Source organism: Streptomyces sp. NPDC088554, assembly GCF_044752945.1.
In the GTDB taxonomy this organism is placed as follows: domain Bacteria; phylum Actinomycetota; class Actinomycetes; order Streptomycetales; family Streptomycetaceae; genus Streptomyces.
On the sequence record NZ_JBIVMF010000016.1, the window covers coordinates 85,854 to 109,215 of the forward strand.

Genomic DNA, 23,362 nt, shown 5'->3' on the forward strand with positions numbered 1-23,362 from the left:
CCGTGGAGCGGAACGTCGTGGAGTGGAGCGGCGGTACGGCGATGGGGCGGCGATGCGGTAAGCGGCCGTATAGCAATACGGGGCATCGTATATAGTTACAGCTTCACATGGGCTCGTACCCCTGTTTGTCCCTGTTCTGAACCCTTTCCGCCTCTCTCGTGCCCCAGGAGCAGCCACCATGGCGATACACCTCGAAGGCCGCCACTTCCTCAAGGAGCTGGACTTCACGGCCGAGGAGTTCCGCGGCCTGATCGATCTGGCCGCCGAGCTGAAGGCGGCGAAGAAGGCGGGTACCGAGGTCCAGCGGCTGCGGGGCAGGAACATCGCGTTGATCTTCGAGAAGTCCTCGACCCGCACCCGCTGCGCCTTCGAGGTGGCGGCTGCCGACCAGGGCGCCTCCACGACGTATCTCGACCCGTCGGGCTCGCACATCGGCAAGAAGGAGTCGGCCCGGGACACCGCGCGCGTCCTCGGTCGGATGTTCGACGGCATCGAGTTCCGGGGGGATGCCCAGGCGACGGTCGAGGAGCTGGCGGCGCACGCCGGTGTCCCGGTCTTCAACGGGCTGACGGACGACTGGCACCCCACCCAGATGCTCGCCGACGTGCTCACCATGACCGAGCACACCGACAAGCCCCTGACGGAGACCGCCTTCGCCTACCTCGGGGACGCCCGCTTCAACATGGGCAACTCGTACCTGGTCACCGGTGCGCTGCTCGGAATGGACGTACGGATCGTCGCACCGCGCGCCTACTGGCCGGCGGACGAGATCCTCGCCCTGGCCCGCGAGGCCGCCGAGGAGAGCGGGGCCCGGCTCACCCTCACCGAGAGCGTCGAGGAGGGCGTCGCGGGCGCGGACTTCGTGACCACCGATGTCTGGGTGTCGATGGGGGAGCCCCAGGAGGTCTGGGACGAGCGGATCGAGGCGCTCGGCCCGTACGCCGTGACCATGGACGTGCTGCGCGCGACCGGCAACCCCGGGGTGAAGTTCCTGCACTGCCTGCCGGCCTTCCATGATCTGGGCACGGCGGTCGGCCGCGAGATCCACGCGCGCCACGGGCTGACCTCGCTGGAGGTCACCGACGAGGTCTTCGAGTCGGCGCACTCGGTCGTCTTCGACGAGGCGGAGAACCGGCTGCACACCATCAAGGCCGTGCTGGTCGCGACGCTGGCGCGGACTCCCTGACGCGCATGGGGGTCAGACGGCGGGCAGGGTGAACCAGACCGCCTTGCCTCGTTCCGTGGGGCGATGGCCGCAGGCCGAGCTGAGCGTACTGATCAGCAGCAGGCCGCGGCCGTCCTCCTGCCAGGGGTCCGGCATGGACCCGGGGTGGGCGAGATCGCCCGGCGGCGCCGGGTCGCGGTCGTGCACCTCGACCTGGCAGCCGCTCGGCAGCAGCTCCACGACCAGCTCGATGGGCTGGTCGCCCGCGGTGTGCTGGATGGCGTTGGCGACCAGTTCCGCGGTGAGCAGCTCGGCGGTGTCGCTGTGGGCGGACTCCGTCAGATGTGCCAGCGCCGACCGCACCAGGGCGCGCGCGAGCGGCACGGCTTCCGCGCTGTGCGGCAGCGTGATGCGCCAGGGTGAGGCGTCTTCGGTGTCCGGCATGGGCGGGTGGTCCGATCGAGGGCCGCGCGGGTCGGCGCGCGGGTCGTGGGGCGGGCGGGTTCTCGCGGCAAGTCCTATTACATTCAACTTTACGGTGCCTAAAAGGTAGGGCAAAGGGTCGGCTGCCCGGGGCACGGAGGACCTTCGCCCCTTGCGCGGGGGGCCTTCGGCCCCGAGGGGCGGGGTCTTGGGCGAGGTGGGCCCGGGAGGGGTGCGCGCTCTTCTATCGCGTGGTCGTGACGACGGTCACATGCGAGTGATACCTTTTTACGGGGCCGGTACGGCGAACCCGTACGCGCCCTCCAGGTGACCGGCACACTCCGCCGAAGGAGGCCGCACTCCATGAGCCCGTTCCCCGGCTCCGCGTCCCGCACCCCGAAGTGGCACCATCTGCGGCTGACCAGAGAAGACGGTGTCGCGACCGTCACCCTCGCCCGCCCCGGGAAACTCAACGCGCTCACCTTCGGCGCCTACGCCGATCTGCGCGATCTGCTCGCCGAACTGTCCCGGGAGCGCTCCGCGCGCGCCGTGGTGCTGGCCGGGGAGGGGCGCGGCTTCTGCTCGGGCGGCGATGTGGACGAGATCATCGGCGCGACCCTGGCCATGGACACCGGGCAGCTCCTCGACTTCAACCGGATGACCGGGCAGGTCGTCCGGGCCATCAGGGAGTGCCCCTTTCCGGTGATCGCCGCAGTGCACGGAGTCGCCGCCGGGGCCGGGGCCGTCCTCGCCCTCGCCGCCGACTTCCGTATCGCGGACCCCACCGCCCGCTTCACCTTCCTCTTCACCCGGGTCGGCCTCTCCGGCGGCGACATGGGCGCGGCCTATCTGCTGCCCCGGGTCGTCGGGCTCGGCCACGCGACCCGGCTGCTGATGCTCGGCGAGCCCGTACCGGCGCCGGAGGCCGAGCGGATCGGGCTGCTCAGTGAGCTGACCGACGAGGGGCGCGCCGACGCCCGCGCGGGCGAACTGGCGCGCAGGCTGGCGGCGGGCCCGGCTCTCGCGTACGCGCAGACCAAGGCGCTGCTCACCGCGGAGCTGGACATGCCGCTCGCCGCCGCCGTCGAACTCGACGCCGCCACCCAGGCGTTGCTGATGCACGGCGAGGACTACGCGGAGTTCCACGCGGCCTTCACCGGGAAACGCCCGCCGAAGTGGCAGGGGCGCTGACCGTGTCCGCGCCGGCCGCGCCCGCGCGTATCGCCGTCATCGGCGGCGGACCCGGCGGGCTGTACGCGGCGGCCCTGCTCAAACAGCTCGACCCCACCCGCGAGATCACCGTCTGGGAACGGCGCGCGCCCGACGAGACGTTCGGCTTCGGGGTGGTCCTCTCCGACGAGACGCTCGGCGGCATCGAGGCCGCGGACCCCCTGCTCCACGACGCGCTCCGGGACGCGTCCGTCCGCTGGGACGACATCGACATCGTCCACCGGGGACGTACCCTCACCTCGGGCGGCCACGGCTTCGCCGCGCTCGGCAGACAGCGGCTGCTGGAGATCCTGCACCGGCGGTGCGCCTCCCTCGGCGTACGGCTCCGCTTCCGCACCGAAGCGCCACCCGCCGCCGAACTCGCCGCCACCCACGACCTGGTGGTCGCCGCCGACGGGGTCCACAGCCTCACCCGCGCGGCACACCACGACGCCTTCGGGCCGACCGTCACCGCCCATCGCTGCCGCTACATCTGGCTCGCGGCGGACTTCGCCCTCGACGCGTTCCGCTTCGAGACCGCCGAGACCGAACACGGGGTGATGCAGCTCCACGGCTATCCGTACGAGCGGAACGCCACCGGGGGCCGCAGCACGGTCATCGTCGAAATGCGCGAAGAGGTCTGGCGCGCCGCCGGCTTCGCGGACCTCGGCGTACGGGAGTCCACCGAGCGCTGCGCCGAACTGTTCACCGACGCGCTGGGCGGGCGCCCGTTGCGCTCCGGTCCCTCCGCCACCTGGAACACGTTCCGCACGGTCGTCAACGAGCGCTGGAGCCACGGGAGTACGGTCCTCATCGGCGACGCCGCCCACACCGCCCACTTCTCCATCGGGTCCGGCACCAAACTCGCCGTCGAGGACGCCCTCGCCCTCGCCGCCTGTATCGAGGAGCGACCGGACCTGCCCGCCGCACTCGCCGCGTACGAGAGCGAACGCCGCCCGGTCGTCGAGTCCACCCAGCGCGCGGCCGCCGCCAGTCTGCGCTGGTTCGAGGAGCTGGCGGGCTATGTCCACCAGCCGCCGAGCCAGTTCGCCTTCGGCCTGCTCACCCGGAGCCGCCGGGTCACCCACGGCAATCTGCGGCTGCGCGACCCCGGCTTCACCCGCGCGGTGGAGGAGGAGTTCGGCTGCCCGCCCGGCACACCCCCGATGTTCACCCCCTTCCGGCTGCGCCGACTGACCCTGCGCAACAGGATCGTCGTCTCGCCCATGGACATGTACTCCGCCGTGGACGGCGTCCCCGGCGACTTCCACCTCGTCCATCTCGGAGCGCGCGCCCTGGGCGGCGCCGGTCTGGTGATGACCGAGATGGTGTGCGTCAGCCCCGAGGGCCGGATCACCCCCGGCTGCACCGGTCTCTACACCCGTGAGCAGGGCGAGAGTTGGCGCCGGGTCACCGACTTCGTCCACCGGTCCTCACCCGGTACGGCGATCGGCGTCCAGCTCGGCCACGCGGGCCGCAAGGGCTCCACCCGCCGGATGTGGGACGGCATGGACGAGCCGCTCCCGGTGGACAACTGGCCGCTGGCCGCCGCCTCGCCGCTGCCGTACCGGCCGGGCGTCAGCCAGGTCCCGCACCAGCTCGACCTGCGCCAACTCGACCTGATACGCGAACAGTTCGCCGCAGCCGCCCGGAGGGCCCAGCGCAGCGGCTTCGATCTGCTCGAACTGCACTGTGCTCACGGCTACTTGCTCTCCGGTTTCCTTTCCCCGCTGACCAATCGGCGCACCGACGCGTACGGCGGTTCGCTGGCGAACCGGCTGCGCTTCCCGCTCGAAGTCCTGGACGCCGTACGTGCCGACTGGCCCGCCGAACTCCCCGTCACCGTACGGATATCCGCCACCGACTGGGCGCCGGGCGGCACCACCCCCGAGGAGGCCGTCGCGATGGCCCGCGCCTTCGCCGCGCACGGCGCCGACGCGATCGATGTCTCCACCGGCCAGGTCGTCGCGGACGAACGCCCCGAGTTCGGCCGCTCGTATCAGACGCCGTTCGCCGATCTGATCCGCAACGCCCTGTCCGTCCCGGTCATCGCGGTCGGCGCGATCTCCTCCTGGGACGACGTCAACTCCCTTATCCTCGCGGGCCGTACAGACCTGTGTGCCCTCGCCCGCCCCCATCTCCACGACCCGCACTGGACCCTGCACGCCGCCGCCGAACAGGGGTACCAGGGCCCGGCCGCCCCCTGGCCCATGCCCTACCGCGCGGGCAGCCGGCCGCCCCCGACGGGCCGCGCGGACCGCCCGACACCACGGCTCACGCCGGGCCCTCCCCGCTGAACGGCGGGGTCACAAAGGCGAGCGCCGTGTCCCGCAGCAGGGTGTGGAGCCGGGTGAAGACCTGCGCGGAACGGTCGCCGGGCCAGTCCCGGGGCAGCAGCGCGGCGGGCAGACCGGGGTCGGCGTACGGCAGATGGCGCCAGGAGTCCAGGGCGAGCAGATAGTCGCGGTAGGCGTCCTCGGGCGAACCCCCCGCCCCGCTGTCCCAGTCGTTCAGCACCGGCTCGTGCGCGGCCAGGAACTCCTCGTGCCGGGCGGCGATCGAGGCCAGGTCCCACCAGCGGCCCACCGCGTCCGCCGTGGCCTCGAAACCGAGGTGGTCACCGCCGAACAGCCCGACGTACGGGTCGAGTCCGAGCCGCCGCAAGGTGTGCCGGGTCTCCTCGTGGAGCCGGGCCGGCGCGATCCAGACACCGGGGGCGACCGTACCGAAGCCGAGCCTGCCCAGCCGGGAGCGCAGCAGGTGGCGCTTGTGCCGCTCGGTCTCCGGGACGGTGAACACGGCCAGCACCCAGCCGTCGGAGAGCCGGGGCGCCGGGCGGGCGTAGATCCGGCGGTCGCCGTCGTCGAGCAGCTCCCTGCCCTCCGCCGACAGGACATAACCGGCCGCGCCGTCCGCCGTACGCTCGGGCAGCAGCAGCCCGCGCCGCTTGAGCCGGGACACCGCCGACCGTACGGCGGGCGCGTCCACACCGAGCGCGCCCAGCAGCCGGATCAGCTCCGCCACGGGCAACGGGGCGCCCGCCGCCGTACGGCCGTAGGCGCCGTACAGGGTGACGATCAGGGATCGGGGGGTGTGCTGCTCGGCCACGCGGATCACTTTAGACCGACCGGTGAATGGGGGGGCGTGTCGTGGGGGCTTCCCGCTCAGCCGGGCTCCGCGCGCGCCCCGGACGGCTCGCGCAGCAGGAAGCGCTGGAGCTTGCCCGTGGGCGTACGGGGAAGCGCGTCCAGGAAGACGACCGAGCGCGGACACTTGTACGGGACCAGCCGGGCCCGTACGAACTCCCGCAGCGCCCCCGCGGTGCCCTCGTCCCGCGCCACTCCCGCGCGCAGCACGACATACGCGGCCACGGTCCGGCCGCGCAGCGCGTCGGGCAGCCCGACCACCGCCGCCTCGACCACATCGGGGTGGGCCAGCAGCGCGTCCTCGACCTCCGGGCCCGGGATGTTGTGACCGGCCGAGATAATCATGTCGTCCGCGCGGGCCACATAGCGGAAGTAGCCGTCCGGCTCCCGTATGTAGGTGTCCCCGGTCAGATTCCAGCCGTCCCGTACGTACTCCGCCTGGCGTGGATCCGCCAGATAACGGCACCCCACCGGCCCACGCACGGCCAGCAGCCCCGGCTCCCCGTCGGGCACCGGCACCCCCGCGCCGTCCACCACCCGCGCCTGCCACCCCGGCACCGGCACACCGGTGAAGCCGGGTCTGGCGGCTCCGTCGGCGGCGGAGACGAAGATGTGGAGCAGCTCGGTCGCACCGATCCCGTTGATGAGCCGCAGCCCGGTCCGCCCGTGCCACGCGCGCCAGGTGGCCTCGGTGAGATTCTCGCCGGCCGACACACACCGGCGCAGCGAGGAGATGTCGTACGGTCGCGCCGCCAGTTCGTCGAGCATCACGCGGTACGCGGTCGGCGCGGTGAACAGGACCGACACCCGGTGCTCCGCGACCGCCGCCAACAGCTGCCGGGGCGTGGCCTGTTCGAGCAGCAGCGCACACGCTCCGGCCCGCATCGGGAACACCACCAGGCCGCCCAGACCGAAGGTGAAACCGAGCGGTGAGCTGCTCGCGAACAGATCCCCGGGCCCCGGCCGCAGCACCTGGCGCGAGAAGGTGTCGGCCACGGCCAGCACATCGCGGTGGAAGTGCGCGCACCCCTTGGGTCGGCCGGTCGTCCCCGAGGTGAAGGCGATCAGCGCCACATCGTCCGCCGCCGTCGCCACCGCCTCGTACCGCGCCGGCCTGCCCTCCGCCAGCCGCAGCAGATCGTCCGGCGCGTCCCCGCCGTACGTGGTGATCAGCAGCCCCGGCACCCCGGCCCGCACCAGGTCGTCCACCGACCGGATGTCGCACAGCGCGTGTCCGACCCGGGCGATCCCGCACATCGTGGCCAGCTCGGCCGCGCGGTGCTGGGCCAGGACCGTCACCGCCACCGCGCCCGCCTTGAGCACCGCCAGCCAGCACGCGACCAGCCACGGTGTGGTGGGCCCGCGCAGCAGCACCCGGTTGCCCGGCACCACGCCCAGATCCGTGGTGAGCACATGCGCGATCCGGTCGACCCGCTCGCGCAGCTCCCCGTACGACCAGACCTCGCCCGCGCCGGTACGGAGGACGGGCCGTCCCGCGCCGAACCGCTCGGCCGTACGGTCCAGCAGCTCGGCGCCGCAATTGAGCCGGTCGGAGGCGGGGGCCCCGGAGGGAAGGGGAAGAATCCGGGGCCACTGCTCGGCGGGCGGCAGATGGTCGCGCGCGAAGGTGTCGATGTGGGCGGACGGTGTCAGCTCCATGGTTCGCCCCCTAGAGGTGGTGGCGTCGCTCATCGAGCGTATCGTGAAGTTGACGACAGTCAACCGTACGCGATAGACGCGCTGGAAGTGGGGGCCCGGATGCCCGTATTCTCGCTCGATCCGGTACAGAACGACTGGTGCGCACAGCTGCGCACACTGGCCGTGGAACGGCTGCGCCCGCTCATCAAGAAGGGTGGACCCGGAAGAGTCAACCGGGAATTGGTCTCTACTCTCGGCCAACTGGGCCTATTGAAAAGGCTGTTCAGCTCAGGCGCACTGGAAATATGCCTGCTGCGTGAGTCCTTGGCCCAGGGGTGCACCGAGGCGGAGACCGCGCTCGCGCTCCAGGGCCTCGGTACGTACCCGGTCGTCCTGGCCGGTACGCGCACGCAGCGGGACCGCTGGGTGCCCGAGGTATGCGCGGGCCGGGCGGTGGCGGCGTTCGCGCTGAGCGAGCCCGGAGCGGGGTCGGACGCCGCCGCGCTCGCCCTGCGGGCCGTACCGGACAGTGGCGGCGACGGCTGGCGGCTGACCGGTGAGAAGCGCTGGATCTCCAACGCGCCCGAGGCCGACTTCTACACGGTCTTCGCCCGCACCGGGAGCGAGCAGGCCGGGAGCGACGAGGCCGGGGGCGGCGGGACCGGCGGGGGCGCCGCGGCCCGGTCCATCACCGCTTTCCTCGTCCCCGCGGACCGGCCGGGCCTGTCGGGATCCGCGATCGAGATGCTCTCCCCGCACCCCATCGGCGCCCTCGCCTTCGACGGTGTGCCGGTGACTCGCGCGGATGTGCTCGGCGAGGTGGGCCACGGCTTCCGCGTCGCGATGAACACACTGAACCTGTTCCGCCCCAGCGTCGGCGCCTTCGCGGTGGGCATGGCGCAGGCCGCCCTGGACGCGACCCTCGAACACACCGCGCACCGCACCGCGTTCGGCGGCCCGCTCAAGGACCTCCAGTCCGTCGCGCACCAGGTCGCGGAGGTGGCGACCCGGGTCGAGGCGGCGCGGCTGCTGGTGTACGCGGCGGCCTGCGCGTACGACACGGGCGCCCCGGACGTACCCGCCCGCTCGGCCATGGCGAAGCTGTACGCCACCGAGACCGCGCAGTACGCCGTGGATGTCGCCGTCCAGCTGCACGGCGCCCGTGCCCTCCAGCGGGGCCATCCGCTCGAACACCTCTACCGCGAGGTCCGGGCGACCCGGATCTACGAGGGTGCCAGCGAGATCCAACGCACCATCATCGCAAAGGAGTTGTACGGATCCGGAGCCGCGGGCCGAGCAGTGTCCGCATCCGGGCCGCACGCGACGGAGCCCCGCCGATGACCCTGGAGCGCGTCAATCCCCCCGGGCTCGCCCCCGCCACCGGCTTCTCGCACGCCGTCACCGCCACCGGGGGCCGGCTGGTCCTGCTGGCCGGGCAGACCGCCCTCGACGGAGACGGCGAGGTCGTCGGGGCGGACCTCCCCGCCCAGTTCGAGACCGCCCTCGCCAATCTGCTGGCCGCGCTCGCGGCGGCGGGCGGTGCGCCGGGCGAGCTGGCCAGGGTGACCGTCTACGCCACCGATATCGCCGACTACCGTGCCCACGCACCCCAACTCGGCGCGATCTGGCGTCGGTTGGCGGGCCGCGACTATCCGGCCATGGCGGTGATCGGAGTTGTACGGCTCTGGGACGAACAGGCCCTGGTCGAGCTGGACGGCATCGCCGTACTGCCCTGAGCGCCTGCGGGCGTCCCCGGCGGGGGCCGGGCCCATCGGTGGGGTCTCCGGGCCCAGTTGACGGGCCCGGGTGTCAAGGGCGGGTAAAAATCGATCACTGTACGGGGCAACCCGCGCGGCCCTTGGAACGTCTTCTCGGCTGTAGTGACCCCGCTCGACCGTGGTGTCATGCGTACGTGCCGGGGCCCGGCACGAGGCATGCGCGGCGAGGAGGCCGGCGGGGAGTCGTTCTCGGAGACCTTTGGGTACGTGCATACTCGGTATCTATTGCTTCGAGGTTTTGTTCGATTTGATACCTCATGGTTGGGGGAGATTTGCGCAGTAACACAAAGAGAGCGGGCGCGGTCATGGTGGCCGCCCTGCTCACCGCCGGACTCACGTCGGGGGCGGCCGTGGGGGCGGTTCCGGACTCCGGCGGCAGTAGTACGGCCGGGCAGGCGTTCGGCGCGCGGGCCGCGCAGGCGGAGCGGGGTTCTTCCGTGGTGACCCTGATCACCGGGGACCAGGTCCATCTGGACCCCGCGGGCCAGGTGACACGCATTCAGCGCGCCAAGGGCCGCGAGGGCATCCGGATCGCCGTCAACCGCGTCGCGGGCGATGTGTATGTCCTGCCCGCCGATGTCTCCGACCTGATCGGCCGGGGCGAGCTGGACCGGCGGCTGTTCAATGTGAGCGGTCTGATCAGGGCCGAGTACGACGACGCGCACCGCGAGACGCTGCCGCTGATCGTCTCGTACACGAAGGACAAGGCCCGCGCGAAGGCCGCCATCGAGGACGCGGACGTCTCCGTGCGCCGTAACCTCCCGGCCGTCGGCGGGGAGGCGCTCACCGCGCCCAAGACCGACACCGCCGAGGTGTGGGAGGCGCTCACCTCCGAGGGCGGGCAGGGGACCGAGGCGCGTACGGCCGCGCCCGGTATCGCCCGGGTGTGGCTGGACGGTGTGCGCAAGGCGGCGCTGGACAAGAGTGTGCCGCAGATCGGCGCGCCGACCGCGTGGGGCGCCGGGTACGACGGCAAGGGCGTGAAGGTCGCGGTCCTGGACACCGGTGTGGACCAGACGCATCCCGATCTCAAGGGTGTGGAGATAACCCAGAAGGACTTCTCCGGCTCGGGCAACACCGTGGACCACATCGGTCACGGCACCCATGTCGCGTCCACCGTGGCGGGCTCGGGCGCCAAGTCCGGCGGGAAGTTCAAGGGGGTCGCGCCCGGCGCGAAGATCCTCGACGGCAAGGTGCTCGACGACACCGGTTTCGGTGAGGACTCCGGCATCATCGCGGGCATGCAGTGGGCCGCCGACCAGGGTGCGAAGATCGCCAACCTCAGCCTCGGCGGCGAGGACACCGCGGAGAACGACCCGCTGGAGACGGCGGTCAACAGGCTCTCCGCGCAGAAGGACATTCTCTTCGTCATCGCGGCGGGCAACGAAGGCCCCGGCGTGAGCACGATCGGCTCACCGGGCAGCGCTGCCTCCGCCCTGACCGTGGGCGCGGTCGACCGCAAGGACGGGATCGCCGACTTCTCCAGCATCGGCCCCACCGCGGACGGCTCGCTCAAGCCCGACATCACCGCCCCCGGCGTCGACATCGTCGCGGCCAAGGCGGCGCAGGGCAGCCTCGGCTCCCCGGCCGGCGCGGGCTATGTGTCGATGTCCGGTACGTCGATGGCGACCCCGCACGTGGCGGGTGCCGCCGCGATCCTCGCCCAGCGGCACCCCGACTGGACCGGCAAGCGCATCAAGCAGGTGCTGACCGCGTCCGCCAAGTCCGGCGCGGGTCTGACGGCCTATCAGCAGGGCGCCGGCCGCGCCGATGTGACCAGGGCGATCACCCAGACCGTGGTCAGCGAGCAGACGTCGGTCAACTTCGGCCTCCAGCGGTGGCCGCACACCAACGCCAAGCCGATCACCAAGCAGGTGACCTACAGCAACAGCGGTACGGAGCCGGTCACCCTGGACCTCTCGCTGGAGACGGCGGGACCCACCGGCAAGGCGGCCCCGGCCGGATTCTTCGCGACGAGCGCGAACCAGGTCACCGTCCCCGCGGGCGGCACGGCCGGTGTCACCCTCACCGCGAACACCTCGATCGGCGGTGTGGACGGTGGGTTCTCCGGCGCGGTCGTGGCCAGGGCGACGGAGGGCGGCCAGAGCGTCCGTACCTCCTTCGGTGTGGTCCGCGAGAAGGAGTCGTACGACGTCACACTGAAGTTCGTCAACGCCAAGGGCAAGCCCTCCCCGGCGATGGCCATGGTCATCGGCCACACCAACGATGTCTGGAAGAACGCGAACGGCAACGCGAAGGACGGCGTCGCGAAGATCCGGCTCGAAAAGGGTTCCTACCTGGTCGACGCGCCGATCATGACCTCCCAGGGCAGCCGGGGCGAGGATCTCGCCCTGATGGTGCAGCCGCAGCTGTCGGTCACCAAGAACACCACCGTCGTCTTCGACGCGCGCAAGGCGAAGCCGGTGAGCATCACCGCGCCCGACTCCGCGAAGGTCGTCGAGACCTACACGGGCTACGCCCTGAACACGCCCGCCGGTGGCTTCACCGCCGGCTGGTCGCTGGAATCCTTCAAGGGCGTGAGCCTCGGACAGGTCGGCGCGGCGGTGCCCGCCTCGAAGTTCGACGCGCAGGTCGGCGGTACCTGGCAGAAGGGATCGACCAGCTACAACCTGCTCTACAACCGAGCCGGTTCGCAGTACACCGGGTTCACCCGCAAGGCCGCCAAGGGCGAGCTGGCCCAGGTGAACCTGAAGATCGGCTCCTCCGCCAAGAGCCGCAAGGGCTCCGTCAACCCGTACTGGAGCAAGAACAACCTGACCGGGGGCGGTACGTACACCAAGGGCTTCGCATTGCCGGGCGCGGTGAAGGCGTACGTCACCACGCCCAAGGGCTTCAAGTGGGCCTTCAACGTCGGCCAGGGATCCAGCACGGACGAGTGGAGCGACCTGGAGCTCTACGGCGGGTTCAGGGCCTACCAGGCCAAGAAGGTCTACACCCACACCTACAACGTCGGTGTGTTCAGCCCGAGGATCGACGGGAACAGCAACGCGCTGCGGCTGGGCAACGAGATGCTGGCCTGCGTGGCCGAGTTCGCCGACGGATCCGGTAACGCGGGCTACTCCCAGGTGACCAAGCAGCAGACGGTGATCACCGTTGACGGCAAGAAGATCGTCAACGTGCGGGGCCCGCTCTGCGAGTACACCGACCAACTGGTCGACACCTCGGCGAAGTACCGGATCAGCACGGACGCGACCCGCTCCACCAAGGTCGCCGGTGTCAGCACCCGGATCGCCGCGGCCTGGACCTTCACCTCGAAGAAGACCTCCGACACCAAGATCGTGACGCTGCCGCTCTCCACGGTCGGCTTCGCCCCGAAGCTGACCCGGGCGAGCACCGCGGCGGCCGGCAAGAAGCTCACCGTACCGCTGTCCATCCAGGGCCCGGCGGCCAAGAACTTCAAGTCGCTCTCGGTGCAGGTCTCCTACGACGGCGGCAAGAAGTGGTCCAAGGCGCCGGTCACCACCAAGAGCGGTAAGCGCAGCCTGTCCCTGAGCCACCCGAAGAAGGCCACGTCGGTCTCCTTCAAGGCGAAGCTCACGGACCGGAGCGGCAACACCTACGACGTCACCGTCGAGAAGGCGTACCTGCTCAAGTAGGTCCGAAGAACCTCGCGCGGCAGCCCGAGGAGCGCAGCGAGCGGTACGCGGCCGGCCGCGTCCGGGGAATCAGCACGATCCCCCGGACGCGGCCGGTCTCTTCTGTGTCAAGAAGTTTTTTACGGCCAGTGGCTTGAATGCGCTGGTTTGGTCGGGATCATCGGGGAGTAGCGCAGGTCACTGGGAAAACCCCTCTCATTCGAATGCGAGTTGACGTAGGCTGGATGAAGATTGATGAAGTTAACAGCCAGTAAAATTGGGCTGGTTCCACTTGCGGGAGCAAGCTCGACGGCTGTTGACTCTGTATCGGTCGGCCGAACGGGCAGACACCAAAACGGGGGCGTAGAGGTGTCGCAGGTATTTCCTTCACTGCGCACCACTCCGTCAAAATTTGAACATCGAAGGGAAGTCGCTGTGCCGGAATCATCCGACCGCGCCGAAGTGTTCGAGGGCCTGGCCCACATCATTTCGAACATTCTCAAGATTCCGCTCGACCGGATAACCGAGGAGTCGAGGATCACCGACCTCGCACTGGTCGAATCCATCAAGCTCCTCCGGATCGCCGGGAAGATGGAGCGTCAATTCGGGATCGAGCTGGAAGACGACGTCCTCTTCCAGAAGGCCCCGCTGGGAGATATCGCGAACGAGGTCGTCGCTCTGCGGCGGGCCGCGCGTGACGAGCAGAGGTCGGCGGCCTGATGACCCTGCTTCCCGCTTCCGTCCGGACCCTGGGCGGTATGTTCGACCATGCGGCGGAGCGTTATCCGGGGAAAACGATCGGGTCCTTCCCCAAAGAGGAATCCGTCGATTTCGAGGAACTCGCCAGGAGCGGCCGCGAGGTGGCGCACCGCCTGCTGGCCGCCGGTATCGAGCCGGGCATGCCCGTCGCCGTACTGATCCGCTCCAACCTGGAGCTGCTGCGCGCCCTCGGCGGCGTCGCGGCGGCGGGCGCGGTCATCGTGCCGCTCTCCGTCTCGGTGGGCCTCAGCGCGGCGTATCTGGCCCGGCTCGGCCATGTCGTGGAGGACTGCGGCGTCCGGTTCGCCGTGGTCGACGAGACCTACGCCGAGCACTTCGCGGAGCTGCTGCCGCACATCAGGACCATCACGCTGGGGCCCGGCCGTACCGATACCGCCACCGGCGGGGACGCCGGCCCGGCCGGTCTGCCGGTGGTGGACGAGGAGGACCTGGCGCTCATCCAGTACACCTCGGGCAGCACCTCGAACCCCCGCGGTGTCGCGCTGACACACCGCAATGTGCTGGCGGGGATCAGGGCGCTGCACGAGGGCGTCCGCCCCCGCGCGGACGACGTGCTCTGCCACTGGCTGCCGCTCTCCCACGACATGGGCCTCTTCTCCACGCTGGCGGGGGTGGCGGCCGGAATCGACATCCGTATCTCGGCGCCGCAGGACTTCGTCAAACATCCGGAGGAGTGGCTGCGGGAATTCTGTGCGTTCGGGGCCGATATCACCGTCGGACCGAACTTCTCGTACCGGTATCTCATCGACGCCATCGAGCCGGACGACGTCGCGGAATATGATCTCTCCTCGCTCCGGGTGGCGCTCAACGGAGCGGAACCCATCGATCCGGAACTCGTCTCCGAGTTCGGCCGCCACTTCGCCGCCGCCGGTCTGGCTCCGGAGGCCATGACCCCTTGTTACGGGCTGGCCGAGGCGACCCTCGCGGTCACTTTCGCCCCTGTCGACGAGAGGGCCGCGGTCGACTGGGTGGACCGGTCCGTGCTGAACAGCACCGGTCACGCCCGACCCGCCGAACCGCGCACTCCGGGAGCCCGGGGAATCGTCAGCTGCGGTATTCCGGTATCGAGTGTCGACGTCAGGATCACGGATAGCGGAACGGATCTCCCCGAGCGCACCGTGGGCGAGATCGAGATCCGTGGTGTCCCTGTGATGCGGGGATACTTCGGGGAAAAGGGAGAAGCCGGTGACACCGGCGCTGTCGACGGGGGCACCATCGAATGGTGCTCCACCGGAGACCTCGGCTATCTGGCGGATTCCCGGCTCTATGTGACCGGCCGCCGGAAAGAGATGATGATCCTCGGCGGGCAGAACTACTACCCGCAGGACATCGAGGACGCGATCCGGAATCTGCCGGGCGTCCACAAGGGGCACGCGATCGCCGTCGTTCTTCCGCCCGATCCCGGGACCGGAACACCCGAACGCATCGGTGTGCTCGCCGAGGTCGCCGTGGTGTCCCCGCCGTACGGGCCGACCGTATCGGCGATCAGGGAAGCCGCCGCGGGAGAGCTGGCCGGCGCCTCCGTCGACGTCGTACTCCTGCGCAGGAACGCGCTGCCACGGACCACCAGCGGAAAATTCCAGCGCCTGCTGACGCGCGGTCAGCTGCTGGAGGGAACGCTGAAGCGCGTGCTCGTCCAGGTCGCCGCGGGCGCGCCGCTTCCCCCGGACGAGGGGAGCGCGCCATCTCCCGCCTGACCATGATCCCCTCGGTGCCGGGGGACCGGGCCCGCCGGCTGGCCGACTTCCTCGGCGATCCGTTACGTCCCGACGGCCCGCTCACCTATGGGCGGGCGGTCGCGGACGACCGGCGCGAACGGTTCCCCGGCGCCTCGCTCGACGCCCTGCACGACTGGGGATACTCCGCCCACCAGGTGCCCGAGGCGCTCGGCGGGCGGCTGGCCTCCCTGGAGGAGCTGTTCGAGCTGGGACGGGTCGTCGCCGGACGTGATCCGGCGGTCGCCGTCATCGCCAACTCGCCCGTGGCATCGGCGATGCCGGTCTGGCTCGCCGGAACTCCAGCCCAGCGTAAGGAAGTCGCCCGGTCGGTCCTCAACAGCGAGCGGGTGGCCCTCGGGCTCACCGAGCGGGACCACGGCGCGGACCTGCTCTCCGGCGAGGTCACCGGCCACCGCACGGAGGCCGGTTACACCGTCAACGGCACCAAATGGCTCATCAACAACATCCGGCTGGCCCGCTTCCTGTGTCTGCTGGTCCGCGAGCCGGACAGGCAGGGGCTGCGGTCCCTGACGCTCCTGCTGATCGACCTCCACGAACTGCCGTCCGACAGCTACGAGTTGCTTCCCAAGATCTCCACCCATGGGATCCGGGGCGCGGATATCGCCGGTATCCGCTTCCGGGACGCGCGCGTTCCCGCGTCGGCCTGTGTCGGCCGGCCGGGGCGCGGCCTCGAACTCATCGCCCAGGCGCTGTTCGTGACCCGCACCCTGGTGCCCGGACTCAGTCTGGGCGCCCTCGACACCTCGCTGCGCTGCACCGTCGACTTCCTGCGCGAGCGACGGCTGTACGGCGGACTCGCGATCGACATCCCCTTCGTCCAGGACGAGTTGGCCGCGGCCTACCTCGATCTCTCCGTGGCCGAAGTGGTCGGCCGCACCTGCGTCCGGGCGCTCCACCTCCTCCCGGACCTGGCCCCGGTCTCGTCGGCCGTCGCCAAGTACCTCGTACCACACCTGGTCGAGTCACGGATGCGCGCGCTGAGCACGGTGCTCGGCGCGCGGTACTTCCTGCGCGAGGGCCACTGGGCGGGCATCTTCGAGAAGATGCTGCGGGACGTCCGGCTGTTCAGCCTCTTCGACGGGAGCGAACCGGTGGTGCTGAGCGCCCTCGCGGCGCAGGCGTCCTGTCTGGGCGAACCGGACACGGACCACCACGGCGCCGACCGCCTCTTCGCCCCGGCCGGACACCCCCAACACCCCCTCGGCGCCCATACGTTCCCCACCGTGGCGGACGAGGACCCGGTGACGGCCGGACTGGAACCGGTCTGTACGGAGCTGACGGCGCGCGCCGCCGCCGAGGAGGACACGGACCTCCATCGAGCGGCGGAGCTGCTCCGTACGCTGGGTGGGGAGCTGTACGCCGAGGCGGAGCGCTCCATCGACCCGCGCGCCGAGGCGGGGCAGCGCCTCGGCGACCGTTACGCCCGGGTGTTCGCCGCCGTGTGCCTGGCCAGGACCTGGCTCGCGGCGCCCGACGGTGGCCCCGGCGTCCCGGCGCCCTGGCTCGCGGCCGGCCTGGTGTCGCTGCTGCGCCCCGGCACCCGGATGGGGCGCGCGACCTCCCGGTCCCTCTGCGCGGAGCTGCTGCGGCTCCACGCGGACGGGACGTCCCCGTACACGATGTTCCCCACCGACAGTCGGGGGAGTGAGGCGCCATGACCACCACCCCACAGGATCCGTCCCTCGCCGTATCGCTGGAACGGGCGCTCGGCGACCCCCGGGACGAGGCGAGCCCAGGCTCCTTCGCCCGGAGTGTGCGGGCCGACCGGAAGGGTGCCTTCCCCGGGGAGTTGTGCGACGCGGCGTTCGCGTGGGGGGTCGCGGACCAGCTCGTTCCCGAGGCGTACGGCGGGCGGCTGCGCGCGCTGGAGGAGTGTTTCGCGTTGTCCCGGGTGCTGTCCCGCAGGGATCTGACCGCGACCGTCGCCATCGGGGCCAGCCTGCTGGCAAGCCTTCCGGTGTGGCTGCGCGGCACCACCGAACAGCGGCACACCGTCGCCGCGCTGCTGAGGTCGCGCGCCTTCCTCTCCTTCGCGCTGAGCGAGCGCGAGCACGGCGCGGACATCATCGCGGGCGAGGTCACCGCCCGTACCACCGACGGCGGTTGGCGGATCGACGGGACGAAGTGGCTGATCAACAACGCCGGACACGCCTCCGCGGCCACGGTCACCGCCCGTACGGGCACGGGTTTCCGGGGCCTGACCCTCTTCCTGCTGACCCGCTCCGAGGCCGGCGCGGACGCGTGGACACCGTTGCCCGGGATCGCCACCCACGGGCTGAGCGGCTCCGCCTTCGGCGGCATCACCTTCACGGACCTCCCGGCGAGGGACTCCGATGTCATCGGCAAGAAGGGCCAGGGGCTGGAGATCCTCCTCGAAACCCTCCAGATCACCCGGGTCATGGTCGGCAGCTTCGCGCTGGGAGCGCTCGACACCTGCCTGCGGGCCGCCCTGGACTTCGCACGCTCCCGTACGCTCTACGGCGCCCCGATCGTGACAATGGAGCCCGTCGCGCGCCGGCTCGTCGACGCGTACACCGATGTCCTGATCGGCGAGACCCTGGCCCTCGGGGCGTGCCGGGCCGCCCATCTGGCCCCGGACCAGCTCCCGTTGATGTCCGCCTGCGTCAAGTACCTCGTCCCGCGAACGGCCACCGACAGCATCGAGTCGCTCAGTGGAGTGCTCGGCGCCCGGTCCTATCTGGCCGAGGAACACTGGCACGGCATCTTCGAGAAGATGCGCCGCGACTGCTCGGTGACCACGCTGTTCGACGGGTCGTCCCCGGTCAATCTCCAGGCGATCGTGGAACAACTGCCCGGTCTGGCACGGGCCCGGTCGGCGGACCAGGTCACGGACGTACCCTCCGGGCTCTTCGCCCCGGCACCTCCCGCGCTCGACTGGGTGGCGGCGGAGGATCTCGAACTCGCCACGGACGCGGACGCGGTCCTCCACGGCCTGACGGCGGCGTACCGGACGCTCAGGGACGGACACCACACACTCGCCCCCCGGCGGGAACTCCTGGAACTCCTGGAGTGGTTCGGGGCCGAGACGGACCGGCTCGACACCGAGACCGTACGGAACGCGGGCGACGCCGATTGGAATCGCAGCGGCGCCGCCTATGATCTCGCGGCCCGTTACAGTCATCTCCATGCCGCGGGAGCATGCGCCTGGAAATGGCTGAACTGGTGTACGGAATCGTCGGATCCCTTCATCGCCGACGGAACCTGGCTGGTGCTGTGCCTGCGGCGGATCGCCACACGGATCGGGAGGGAACCGATTGTCCTCGACGATATCGACCGGGCCGCGCTGGCCCGTCTCGAACGCGCCCATGACGACCAGTATCTGTTCTCCGATCTCGACTTCCCGCTGGGTTAGCTCCGGCCAGCAGCCAGAAACGGTGTGACCATGCCCGACAGCCAAGCAGACGACCAGGACTCGTCGCAGACGACCCAGGTGCTCTTCGAGGACGGAAGTTCCACGGAGATCAGTCTCTTCCCGACGAGCGCGCCGAACGCGCCCGCCCTTCTCCTCCTTCCGGCGATGGGCGTCAGGGCCGCGTACTACGAAATTCTCTGTGATGTCCTCGCCGAAGAGGGATTCAATGTCGCGCTGGCGGATCTGCGCGGAAGCGGAGGCAGTTCGGTACGGGCGTCCCGCCGTACCTCCTTCGGTTACGCGGAGATCGTCGAACTCGAACTCCCGGCGATCGTCGACTCGGTGTGCCAGAAATTCGGCACCGAACAGGTCGTCGTCGCCGGGCACAGTCTCGGCGGGCAACTGGGGGCGCTGTTCGGCGCGACCTCGGCGCGGGTCAGTCATGTCGTCGTGATCGCCAGCGGCTCGGCCTGGTACCGCAAGGTGCCGGGACTCCGTGCTGTCGGCCGGTTCTTCGGCCTTCAGCTGATGTTCGCGGTCACCCTGCTGTGGGGCTATCTCCCGCAGTGGATCCCCTTCGCGGGGAAAGAGGCCCGCCGCCTCATGCGCGACTGGGGATACGAATCGATGACCGGCCGCTACAAGGTCGCGAACAGCTCCGTGGACTACGAGAAGGCCCTCGCGGAATCAAAGGTACCCACGCTCTGCGTGGTGTTCCCGGACGATCCGTTTGTCCCCCTCACCTGCGCGGAGCATTTCGTGGGGAAGCTCAGGGCGGCGGATGTGACCCGTATGGAGATCCCCCCGGAGGAACTCCGGCTCAAGAAGACGGATCACTTCCGCTGGGTGGCCCGCCCGCAGGCGGTCGCCGACCGGGTATCGGAATGGACCCGGCGGGAGAGCGCGACATAACGGAAGTGCCATCGGCGCGTACGGGAAGAACGACGCGCACGGCACTCTTCACGCGCATGGCACAGAGGCGTGCGCGGCACCATCGAAACAGTACGACAACGGGGGAAAACCGAATGAAGACGACCGAACACGAGTGGGAAATAGACTCCCTCTACATGGACGATGTGTACTCCGTCGCGTACACGGAACACGTCCGCACGATTCGGCACGAAGCCGCGCTCGTTCTGCCGCGCATCGCGCTGAAACATCTCATCGCCGAGGGCGTGGTCATCCACGACCCCGACGCGGAACCGCCGAAGGGCGTGACGGAACGCCAGCCGTTCTTCTTCCGCAAGCGCCTGATCGAATACCTCCACGACCGGGGCGATCTGCTCCGGGACGGTGACGCCTACCGCCCCACGGAGGAAATGATCCGGCGGGCCGCCACCTCCGAGGCGGAGTACTTCGGCGACGGGGCGAACTCGCCGACCCTCCTGGCCATGAAACACATCGAGAGCATCGCGGGCGGTGTGCTCCAGGGGCGCGACGGCCTGGTCCTGCTGGAGGAGGCGATCGGCGCCGAGGAGACCTGGCGCACCTGGCAGTACCTCATGGTCGACGCCGCCCCGAAGCGGGCGTGCAACAGCCTGGTCGCCCGCACCCTCGACCTGCGGCTGCGCGCCGGGAAGCCCGTCGTGGTCTTCGAGGGCGGCGCCGGTCTCGGCGCGACGCTGCGCGAAGCCTTCCGGATCGAGGGCTTCCGCGAACGCGCCGAGCACATCGAGTCGTTCGGCTTCACCGACATCAACCGGGCCCTGATGCGACGGTCCGAGGAGATGGTCCGTGAGGAGGCGCCCGAGCTGCTGGAGCGGATCCACTTCGACCGGGTCGACCTCGACCAGCTCGACGACTACGACGAACTGCCGTACCTCCAGGACGCGTCGGCGGACATCGTCATCTTCGAGAGCGTCCTGCACGACGTGGAGAACCTGGAGCGCGTGCTCACCTCGTGCCACCGGATCCTCAAGCCGGGCGGCTGGCTCGCGTTCACGATCGGCAGCCGGGGCCGCCCGGGGCAGTTCTTCCCGTGCGAGTTCCTCCAGTCGACCCTGCACAGCTACTACCGGGCCGAGTTGGACCCGCCCCGCAGATCCCACGTCGGCTATCTGACGGCCGAGGAATGGTCCCTGTCGCTCCGGGACGCGGGCTTCCCGGAGTTCCGGATCTTCCCCGACCAGGAGTTCCGCGACCAGTGGCCGTACGGCGGGATCATCGCCCGCCGCCCCTGAACCACGCCCCACCACCGCACCCCTCCGGCCGCTGACCGCACAGGTCAGCGGCCGGAGGGCTGTCACGGGCCACCGCTCACCGCGAGCACGAGGCCCGCGCCGTGGCGGAACGGCTCCTCCGGGCGCCGGATCGGGCATGCTGGAGGCGGCACACCACGCGTGCGGCAACGGTTGTGCCGCCACACCGCTGATCGCCGCCGCCGCGCGGCGGCGGGCGCCCTGTTCAAGGAGAAGGACCCGCGATATGACCGTACGCGCCGACAGCCCGGTGCCGCACGCGGCACGGGAGTCCGTACGAGAGTCCGCGCCGGAGCCCGTACGGGAGTCCGCGGCGGCCTTCGCGGTGGCTCTCGCGGTGGCCGGTGAGCCGGCGCGATGACGGTCGCCCTGTCCCTGCTGACCGGGATCGCCCTGACGGCCGCGCTGGTGGTGCCCAGCGTCCTGACCCGGGCCGACTGGCCGGACCGGGAACCCGTGCTCGCGCTGTGGGTGTGGCAGTGCCTGGTCGCCACCGTCCTGCTGTGCTGTCTGGCGGCGCTCCTGCTGGGTGCCTCGGCCGTCTTCCACACCTTCCGGGCCCATGTCTTCTCGGCGGCGTCCCCCCGGGGCACCGCCGCGTACGACCTGGCGGCCGTGCCGCCCTGGACCACCGCGCTGACGCTCCTGCTGGCCAGTGGGGCGGCCTGGACCACGGCCATGCTCGCCCGCGAGCTGGCCGACGCCCGCAGACGCCGCCGGCTGCGCCGCGTCCACCTGCGAGAACGCGCCCCCGAGCTGCCCGCAGGGCTGCCCGCCGTCCGGGGCGCGCTCCTCGTACTGGAGGACGAGTACCCCGACGCGTGGTGGCTGCCCGGCAGCCCGCCCCAGCTCGTCGTCACCACCGGAGCCCTGGCCCGTCTCACCAGCCACCAGGTCGACGCCGTCCTCGCCCACGAACTGGGCCACGCCCGCGCCCACCACGACTGGCTCCTGCATCTCTCCCAGGCCCTGGCCACGGGCTTCCCCGGCGTCCCGCTGTTCGCCCACTTCCGCGCCCAGACCCACCGGCTGGTCGAGCTGGCCGCCGACGACACCGCCTCCCGCCGCTGCGGACACCTCACCACCGCGCTCGCCCTGATCGGGCTCAACGAGCACCGGGGCGTCCTCTCCTGCGCGACCCCGCGCCCCCTGCTCCACCAGCGCGTCCAGCGTCTCCTCGAACCCCCGCCCCGCCTCGACCCCACCCGCAGGGCCGCCACCACCATGGCCGCCACGCTCGCCCCCCTGCTGCCCCTGCTCATCGCCGTCGCGCCGGTGCTGCTGACCGGTATCCGGCACTAGGGACACAGGGACGTCAGACGAGGGAGACCGCCCGGCCGCTGACCCGGACCCGCGGATCGGCGGCGTCGACAGCCAGGGTCAGTGTGGAGGGACGGCCCATGTCCTCGCCCTGCCGGATGACGACCTCGCCGCCTTCCGGCACCCGGCCCAGGGCGCGCAGATAACCGCCGAACGCGGCCGCCGCCGCGCCCGTGGCCGGATCCTCGACCACCCCGCCGACCGGGAACGGGTTACGGGAGTGGAAGCGGCCCGGCGCCTCCTGCCACACCAGTTGCAGCGTGGTCCACCCCCGCGCGCGCATCAGCCCGGCCAGGCCGTCGAAGTCGTACGAGAGGTCGGCGAGCCGGGCCCGGCTCGCGACCGCCAGCACCAGATGCCACACCCCGCCGAAGGCGACCCGCGGCGGCAGCCCGGGGTCCAGCTCGGACCGCTGCCAGCCCAGCGCGGCGAGCGCCGCGTCCAGCACGGAGTCCTCGACCGGGTGGGAGTCGGTCGCCACACTGGTGAGCGTGGCCCGCGTCACCCCATCGGCGTCGGCGGCCGTCGCCACCGGGATCTCGCCCACCTGGGTCTCGAAGACCAGCTCTCCCGGACCGACGCGCTCCGCCAGCGCGACCGCGGTCGCGACCGTCGCGTGACCGCAGAAGTCGACCTCGGCGAGCGGACTGAAATAACGCACCGCGAACCGACGCCGCTCCGCGTCCCGGACCGTCACGAACGCCGTCTCGGAGTACCCCACCTCGGCGGCGACGGCGAGCATCCGCGCGTCGTCGAAACCCGAGGCATCGAGCACGACCCCGGCCGGATTGCCGCCCGAGGGGTCCGAGCTGAAAGCGGTGTAACGCAGAATGGCGGAAGAGGTCTCGGAGGTCATACCGGCCACGTTGCCACGCCCCACCCCACCAGGAGAAGCGATATACACACCCGCCGGGTCGGCCGCCGCCATCCACGCGGCCGGCCCCAGCGACACCCGGCGATCGGCCCCGGTCAGATATCGCGGAGAGCCAGGTCGACG

Annotated in this window: 18 protein-coding genes; 14 read left to right on the top strand and 4 right to left on the bottom strand. The window is 70.8% G+C overall.

The genetic code is table 11. The features are described from left to right. The first annotated feature begins 178 nt into the window (after window positions 1–178). Complete coding sequence (argF, locus tag ACIP8W_RS20150; RefSeq protein ID WP_401955974.1) at window positions 179–1,186, top strand: ornithine carbamoyltransferase; 1,008 nt, start codon at window positions 179–181, stop codon at window positions 1,184–1,186. 12 nt (window positions 1,187–1,198) lie between these two features. Here the strand turns inward: argF and ACIP8W_RS20155 are convergent, their stop codons facing one another. Further along, on the bottom strand, window positions 1,199–1,609 hold the full coding sequence (locus ACIP8W_RS20155; protein ID WP_401955973.1) for an ATP-binding protein: 411 nt from the start codon (window positions 1,607–1,609) through the stop codon (window positions 1,199–1,201). 342 nt (window positions 1,610–1,951) lie between these two features. Here ACIP8W_RS20155 and ACIP8W_RS20160 point away from each other — a divergent pair, with 342 nt between their 5' ends. Together ACIP8W_RS20160 and ACIP8W_RS20165 are read left to right on the top strand one after the other, a co-directional pair. Next, window positions 1,952–2,779, top strand: a complete 828-nt coding sequence (locus ACIP8W_RS20160) for an enoyl-CoA hydratase family protein (protein WP_402204007.1) — start codon at window positions 1,952–1,954, stop codon at window positions 2,777–2,779. After that, window positions 2,764–5,094, top strand: coding sequence for a bifunctional salicylyl-CoA 5-hydroxylase/oxidoreductase (locus ACIP8W_RS20165; protein WP_401955971.1), 2,331 nt, complete (start codon window positions 2,764–2,766; stop codon window positions 5,092–5,094). The genes ACIP8W_RS20160 and ACIP8W_RS20165 overlap by 16 nt, the downstream gene beginning before the upstream one ends. Here ACIP8W_RS20165 and ACIP8W_RS20170 read toward each other — a convergent pair. Both ACIP8W_RS20170 and ACIP8W_RS20175 read right to left on the bottom strand, forming a co-directional pair. Beyond that, window positions 5,072–5,905, bottom strand: a complete 834-nt coding sequence (locus tag ACIP8W_RS20170; protein WP_401955970.1) for a PaaX family transcriptional regulator C-terminal domain-containing protein — start codon at window positions 5,903–5,905, stop codon at window positions 5,072–5,074. The two genes, ACIP8W_RS20165 and ACIP8W_RS20170, sit on opposite strands and share 23 nt — an antisense overlap. Window positions 5,906–5,961: 56 nt before the next feature. Then, a complete protein-coding gene (locus ACIP8W_RS20175; protein WP_401956005.1) occupies window positions 5,962–7,602 on the bottom strand; it encodes an AMP-binding protein in 1,641 nt (546 codons plus the stop codon). Window positions 7,603–7,701: 99 nt separating this feature from the next. Here ACIP8W_RS20175 and ACIP8W_RS20180 point away from each other — a divergent pair, with 99 nt between their 5' ends. The 11 genes from ACIP8W_RS20180 (at window position 7,702) to ACIP8W_RS20230 (ending at window position 22,347) form a co-directional block, all read left to right on the top strand. Then, entirely contained in the window at window positions 7,702–8,922 is a 1,221-nt protein-coding gene (locus ACIP8W_RS20180) for an acyl-CoA dehydrogenase family protein (RefSeq protein WP_401955969.1), read from the top strand. After that, on the top strand, window positions 8,919–9,317 hold the full coding sequence (locus ACIP8W_RS20185; protein ID WP_402204010.1) for a RidA family protein: 399 nt from the start codon (window positions 8,919–8,921) through the stop codon (window positions 9,315–9,317). Before ACIP8W_RS20180 ends, ACIP8W_RS20185 begins: the two co-directional genes overlap by 4 nt. Before the next feature lie 314 nt (window positions 9,318–9,631). Continuing rightward, on the top strand, window positions 9,632–12,976 hold the full coding sequence (locus ACIP8W_RS20190) for a S8 family serine peptidase (protein ID WP_401955967.1): 3,345 nt from the start codon (window positions 9,632–9,634) through the stop codon (window positions 12,974–12,976). Between the two features lie 414 nt (window positions 12,977–13,390). Continuing rightward, a complete protein-coding gene (locus ACIP8W_RS20195; RefSeq protein WP_401955966.1) occupies window positions 13,391–13,675 on the top strand; it encodes an acyl carrier protein in 285 nt (94 codons plus the stop codon). Next, window positions 13,675–15,432 (top strand): AMP-binding protein, encoded by a 1,758-nt coding sequence (locus ACIP8W_RS20200; protein WP_402204013.1) that lies wholly within the window; start codon window positions 13,675–13,677, stop codon window positions 15,430–15,432. Before ACIP8W_RS20195 ends, ACIP8W_RS20200 begins: the two co-directional genes overlap by 1 nt. 14 nt (window positions 15,433–15,446) lie before the next feature. Continuing rightward, complete coding sequence (locus tag ACIP8W_RS20205) at window positions 15,447–17,132, top strand: acyl-CoA dehydrogenase family protein (protein WP_402204015.1); 1,686 nt, start codon at window positions 15,447–15,449, stop codon at window positions 17,130–17,132. Continuing rightward, a complete protein-coding gene (locus ACIP8W_RS20210) occupies window positions 17,129–18,847 on the top strand; it encodes an acyl-CoA dehydrogenase family protein (RefSeq protein ID WP_401955963.1) in 1,719 nt (572 codons plus the stop codon). The genes ACIP8W_RS20205 and ACIP8W_RS20210 overlap by 4 nt, the downstream gene beginning before the upstream one ends. Before the next feature lie 30 nt (window positions 18,848–18,877). Continuing rightward, complete coding sequence (locus ACIP8W_RS20215) at window positions 18,878–19,759, top strand: alpha/beta fold hydrolase (protein WP_402204017.1); 882 nt, start codon at window positions 18,878–18,880, stop codon at window positions 19,757–19,759. 113 nt (window positions 19,760–19,872) lie between these two features. Then, the gene (locus tag ACIP8W_RS20220) at window positions 19,873–21,027 is read left to right on the top strand and encodes a class I SAM-dependent methyltransferase (protein WP_402204019.1); all 1,155 of its coding nucleotides are present in this window, start codon (window positions 19,873–19,875) and stop codon (window positions 21,025–21,027) included. A gap of 244 nt (window positions 21,028–21,271) precedes the next feature. Next, window positions 21,272–21,406 (top strand): hypothetical protein, encoded by a 135-nt coding sequence (locus ACIP8W_RS20225; RefSeq protein ID WP_402149062.1) that lies wholly within the window; start codon window positions 21,272–21,274, stop codon window positions 21,404–21,406. After that, window positions 21,403–22,347, top strand: coding sequence for a M56 family metallopeptidase (locus ACIP8W_RS20230; RefSeq protein ID WP_402204021.1), 945 nt, complete (start codon window positions 21,403–21,405; stop codon window positions 22,345–22,347). Before ACIP8W_RS20225 ends, ACIP8W_RS20230 begins: the two co-directional genes overlap by 4 nt. Window positions 22,348–22,360: 13 nt before the next feature. On the opposite strand, the gene ACIP8W_RS20235 is transcribed toward ACIP8W_RS20230, so the two are convergent. Beyond that, entirely contained in the window at window positions 22,361–23,221 is an 861-nt protein-coding gene (locus ACIP8W_RS20235) for a PhzF family phenazine biosynthesis isomerase (protein WP_402204022.1), read from the bottom strand. Between the last annotated feature and the right edge of the window lie 141 nt (window positions 23,222–23,362).

Excerpts from the sequence above, each read along its gene's own strand:
- ACIP8W_RS20225 (WP_402149062.1), top strand. The coding sequence starts at position 21,272 with ATGACCGTACGCGCCGACAGCCCGGTGCCGCACGCGGCACGGGAGTCC.
- argF (WP_401955974.1), top strand. The coding sequence starts at position 179 with ATGGCGATACACCTCGAAGGCCGCCACTTCCTCAAGGAGCTGGACTTC.
- ACIP8W_RS20185 (WP_402204010.1), top strand. The coding sequence starts at position 8,919 with ATGACCCTGGAGCGCGTCAATCCCCCCGGGCTCGCCCCCGCCACCGGC.
- ACIP8W_RS20180 (WP_401955969.1), top strand. The coding sequence starts at position 7,702 with ATGCCCGTATTCTCGCTCGATCCGGTACAGAACGACTGGTGCGCACAG.
- ACIP8W_RS20175 (WP_401956005.1), bottom strand. The coding sequence starts at position 7,602 with ATGGAGCTGACACCGTCCGCCCACATCGACACCTTCGCGCGCGACCAT.
- ACIP8W_RS20215 (WP_402204017.1), top strand. The coding sequence starts at position 18,878 with ATGCCCGACAGCCAAGCAGACGACCAGGACTCGTCGCAGACGACCCAG.
- ACIP8W_RS20220 (WP_402204019.1), top strand. The coding sequence starts at position 19,873 with ATGAAGACGACCGAACACGAGTGGGAAATAGACTCCCTCTACATGGAC.
- ACIP8W_RS20200 (WP_402204013.1), top strand. The coding sequence starts at position 13,675 with ATGACCCTGCTTCCCGCTTCCGTCCGGACCCTGGGCGGTATGTTCGAC.
- ACIP8W_RS20160 (WP_402204007.1), top strand. The coding sequence starts at position 1,952 with ATGAGCCCGTTCCCCGGCTCCGCGTCCCGCACCCCGAAGTGGCACCAT.
- ACIP8W_RS20230 (WP_402204021.1), top strand. The coding sequence starts at position 21,403 with ATGACGGTCGCCCTGTCCCTGCTGACCGGGATCGCCCTGACGGCCGCG.
- ACIP8W_RS20235 (WP_402204022.1), bottom strand. The coding sequence starts at position 23,221 with ATGACCTCCGAGACCTCTTCCGCCATTCTGCGTTACACCGCTTTCAGC.
- ACIP8W_RS20155 (WP_401955973.1), bottom strand. The coding sequence starts at position 1,609 with ATGCCGGACACCGAAGACGCCTCACCCTGGCGCATCACGCTGCCGCAC.
- ACIP8W_RS20210 (WP_401955963.1), top strand. The coding sequence starts at position 17,129 with ATGACCACCACCCCACAGGATCCGTCCCTCGCCGTATCGCTGGAACGG.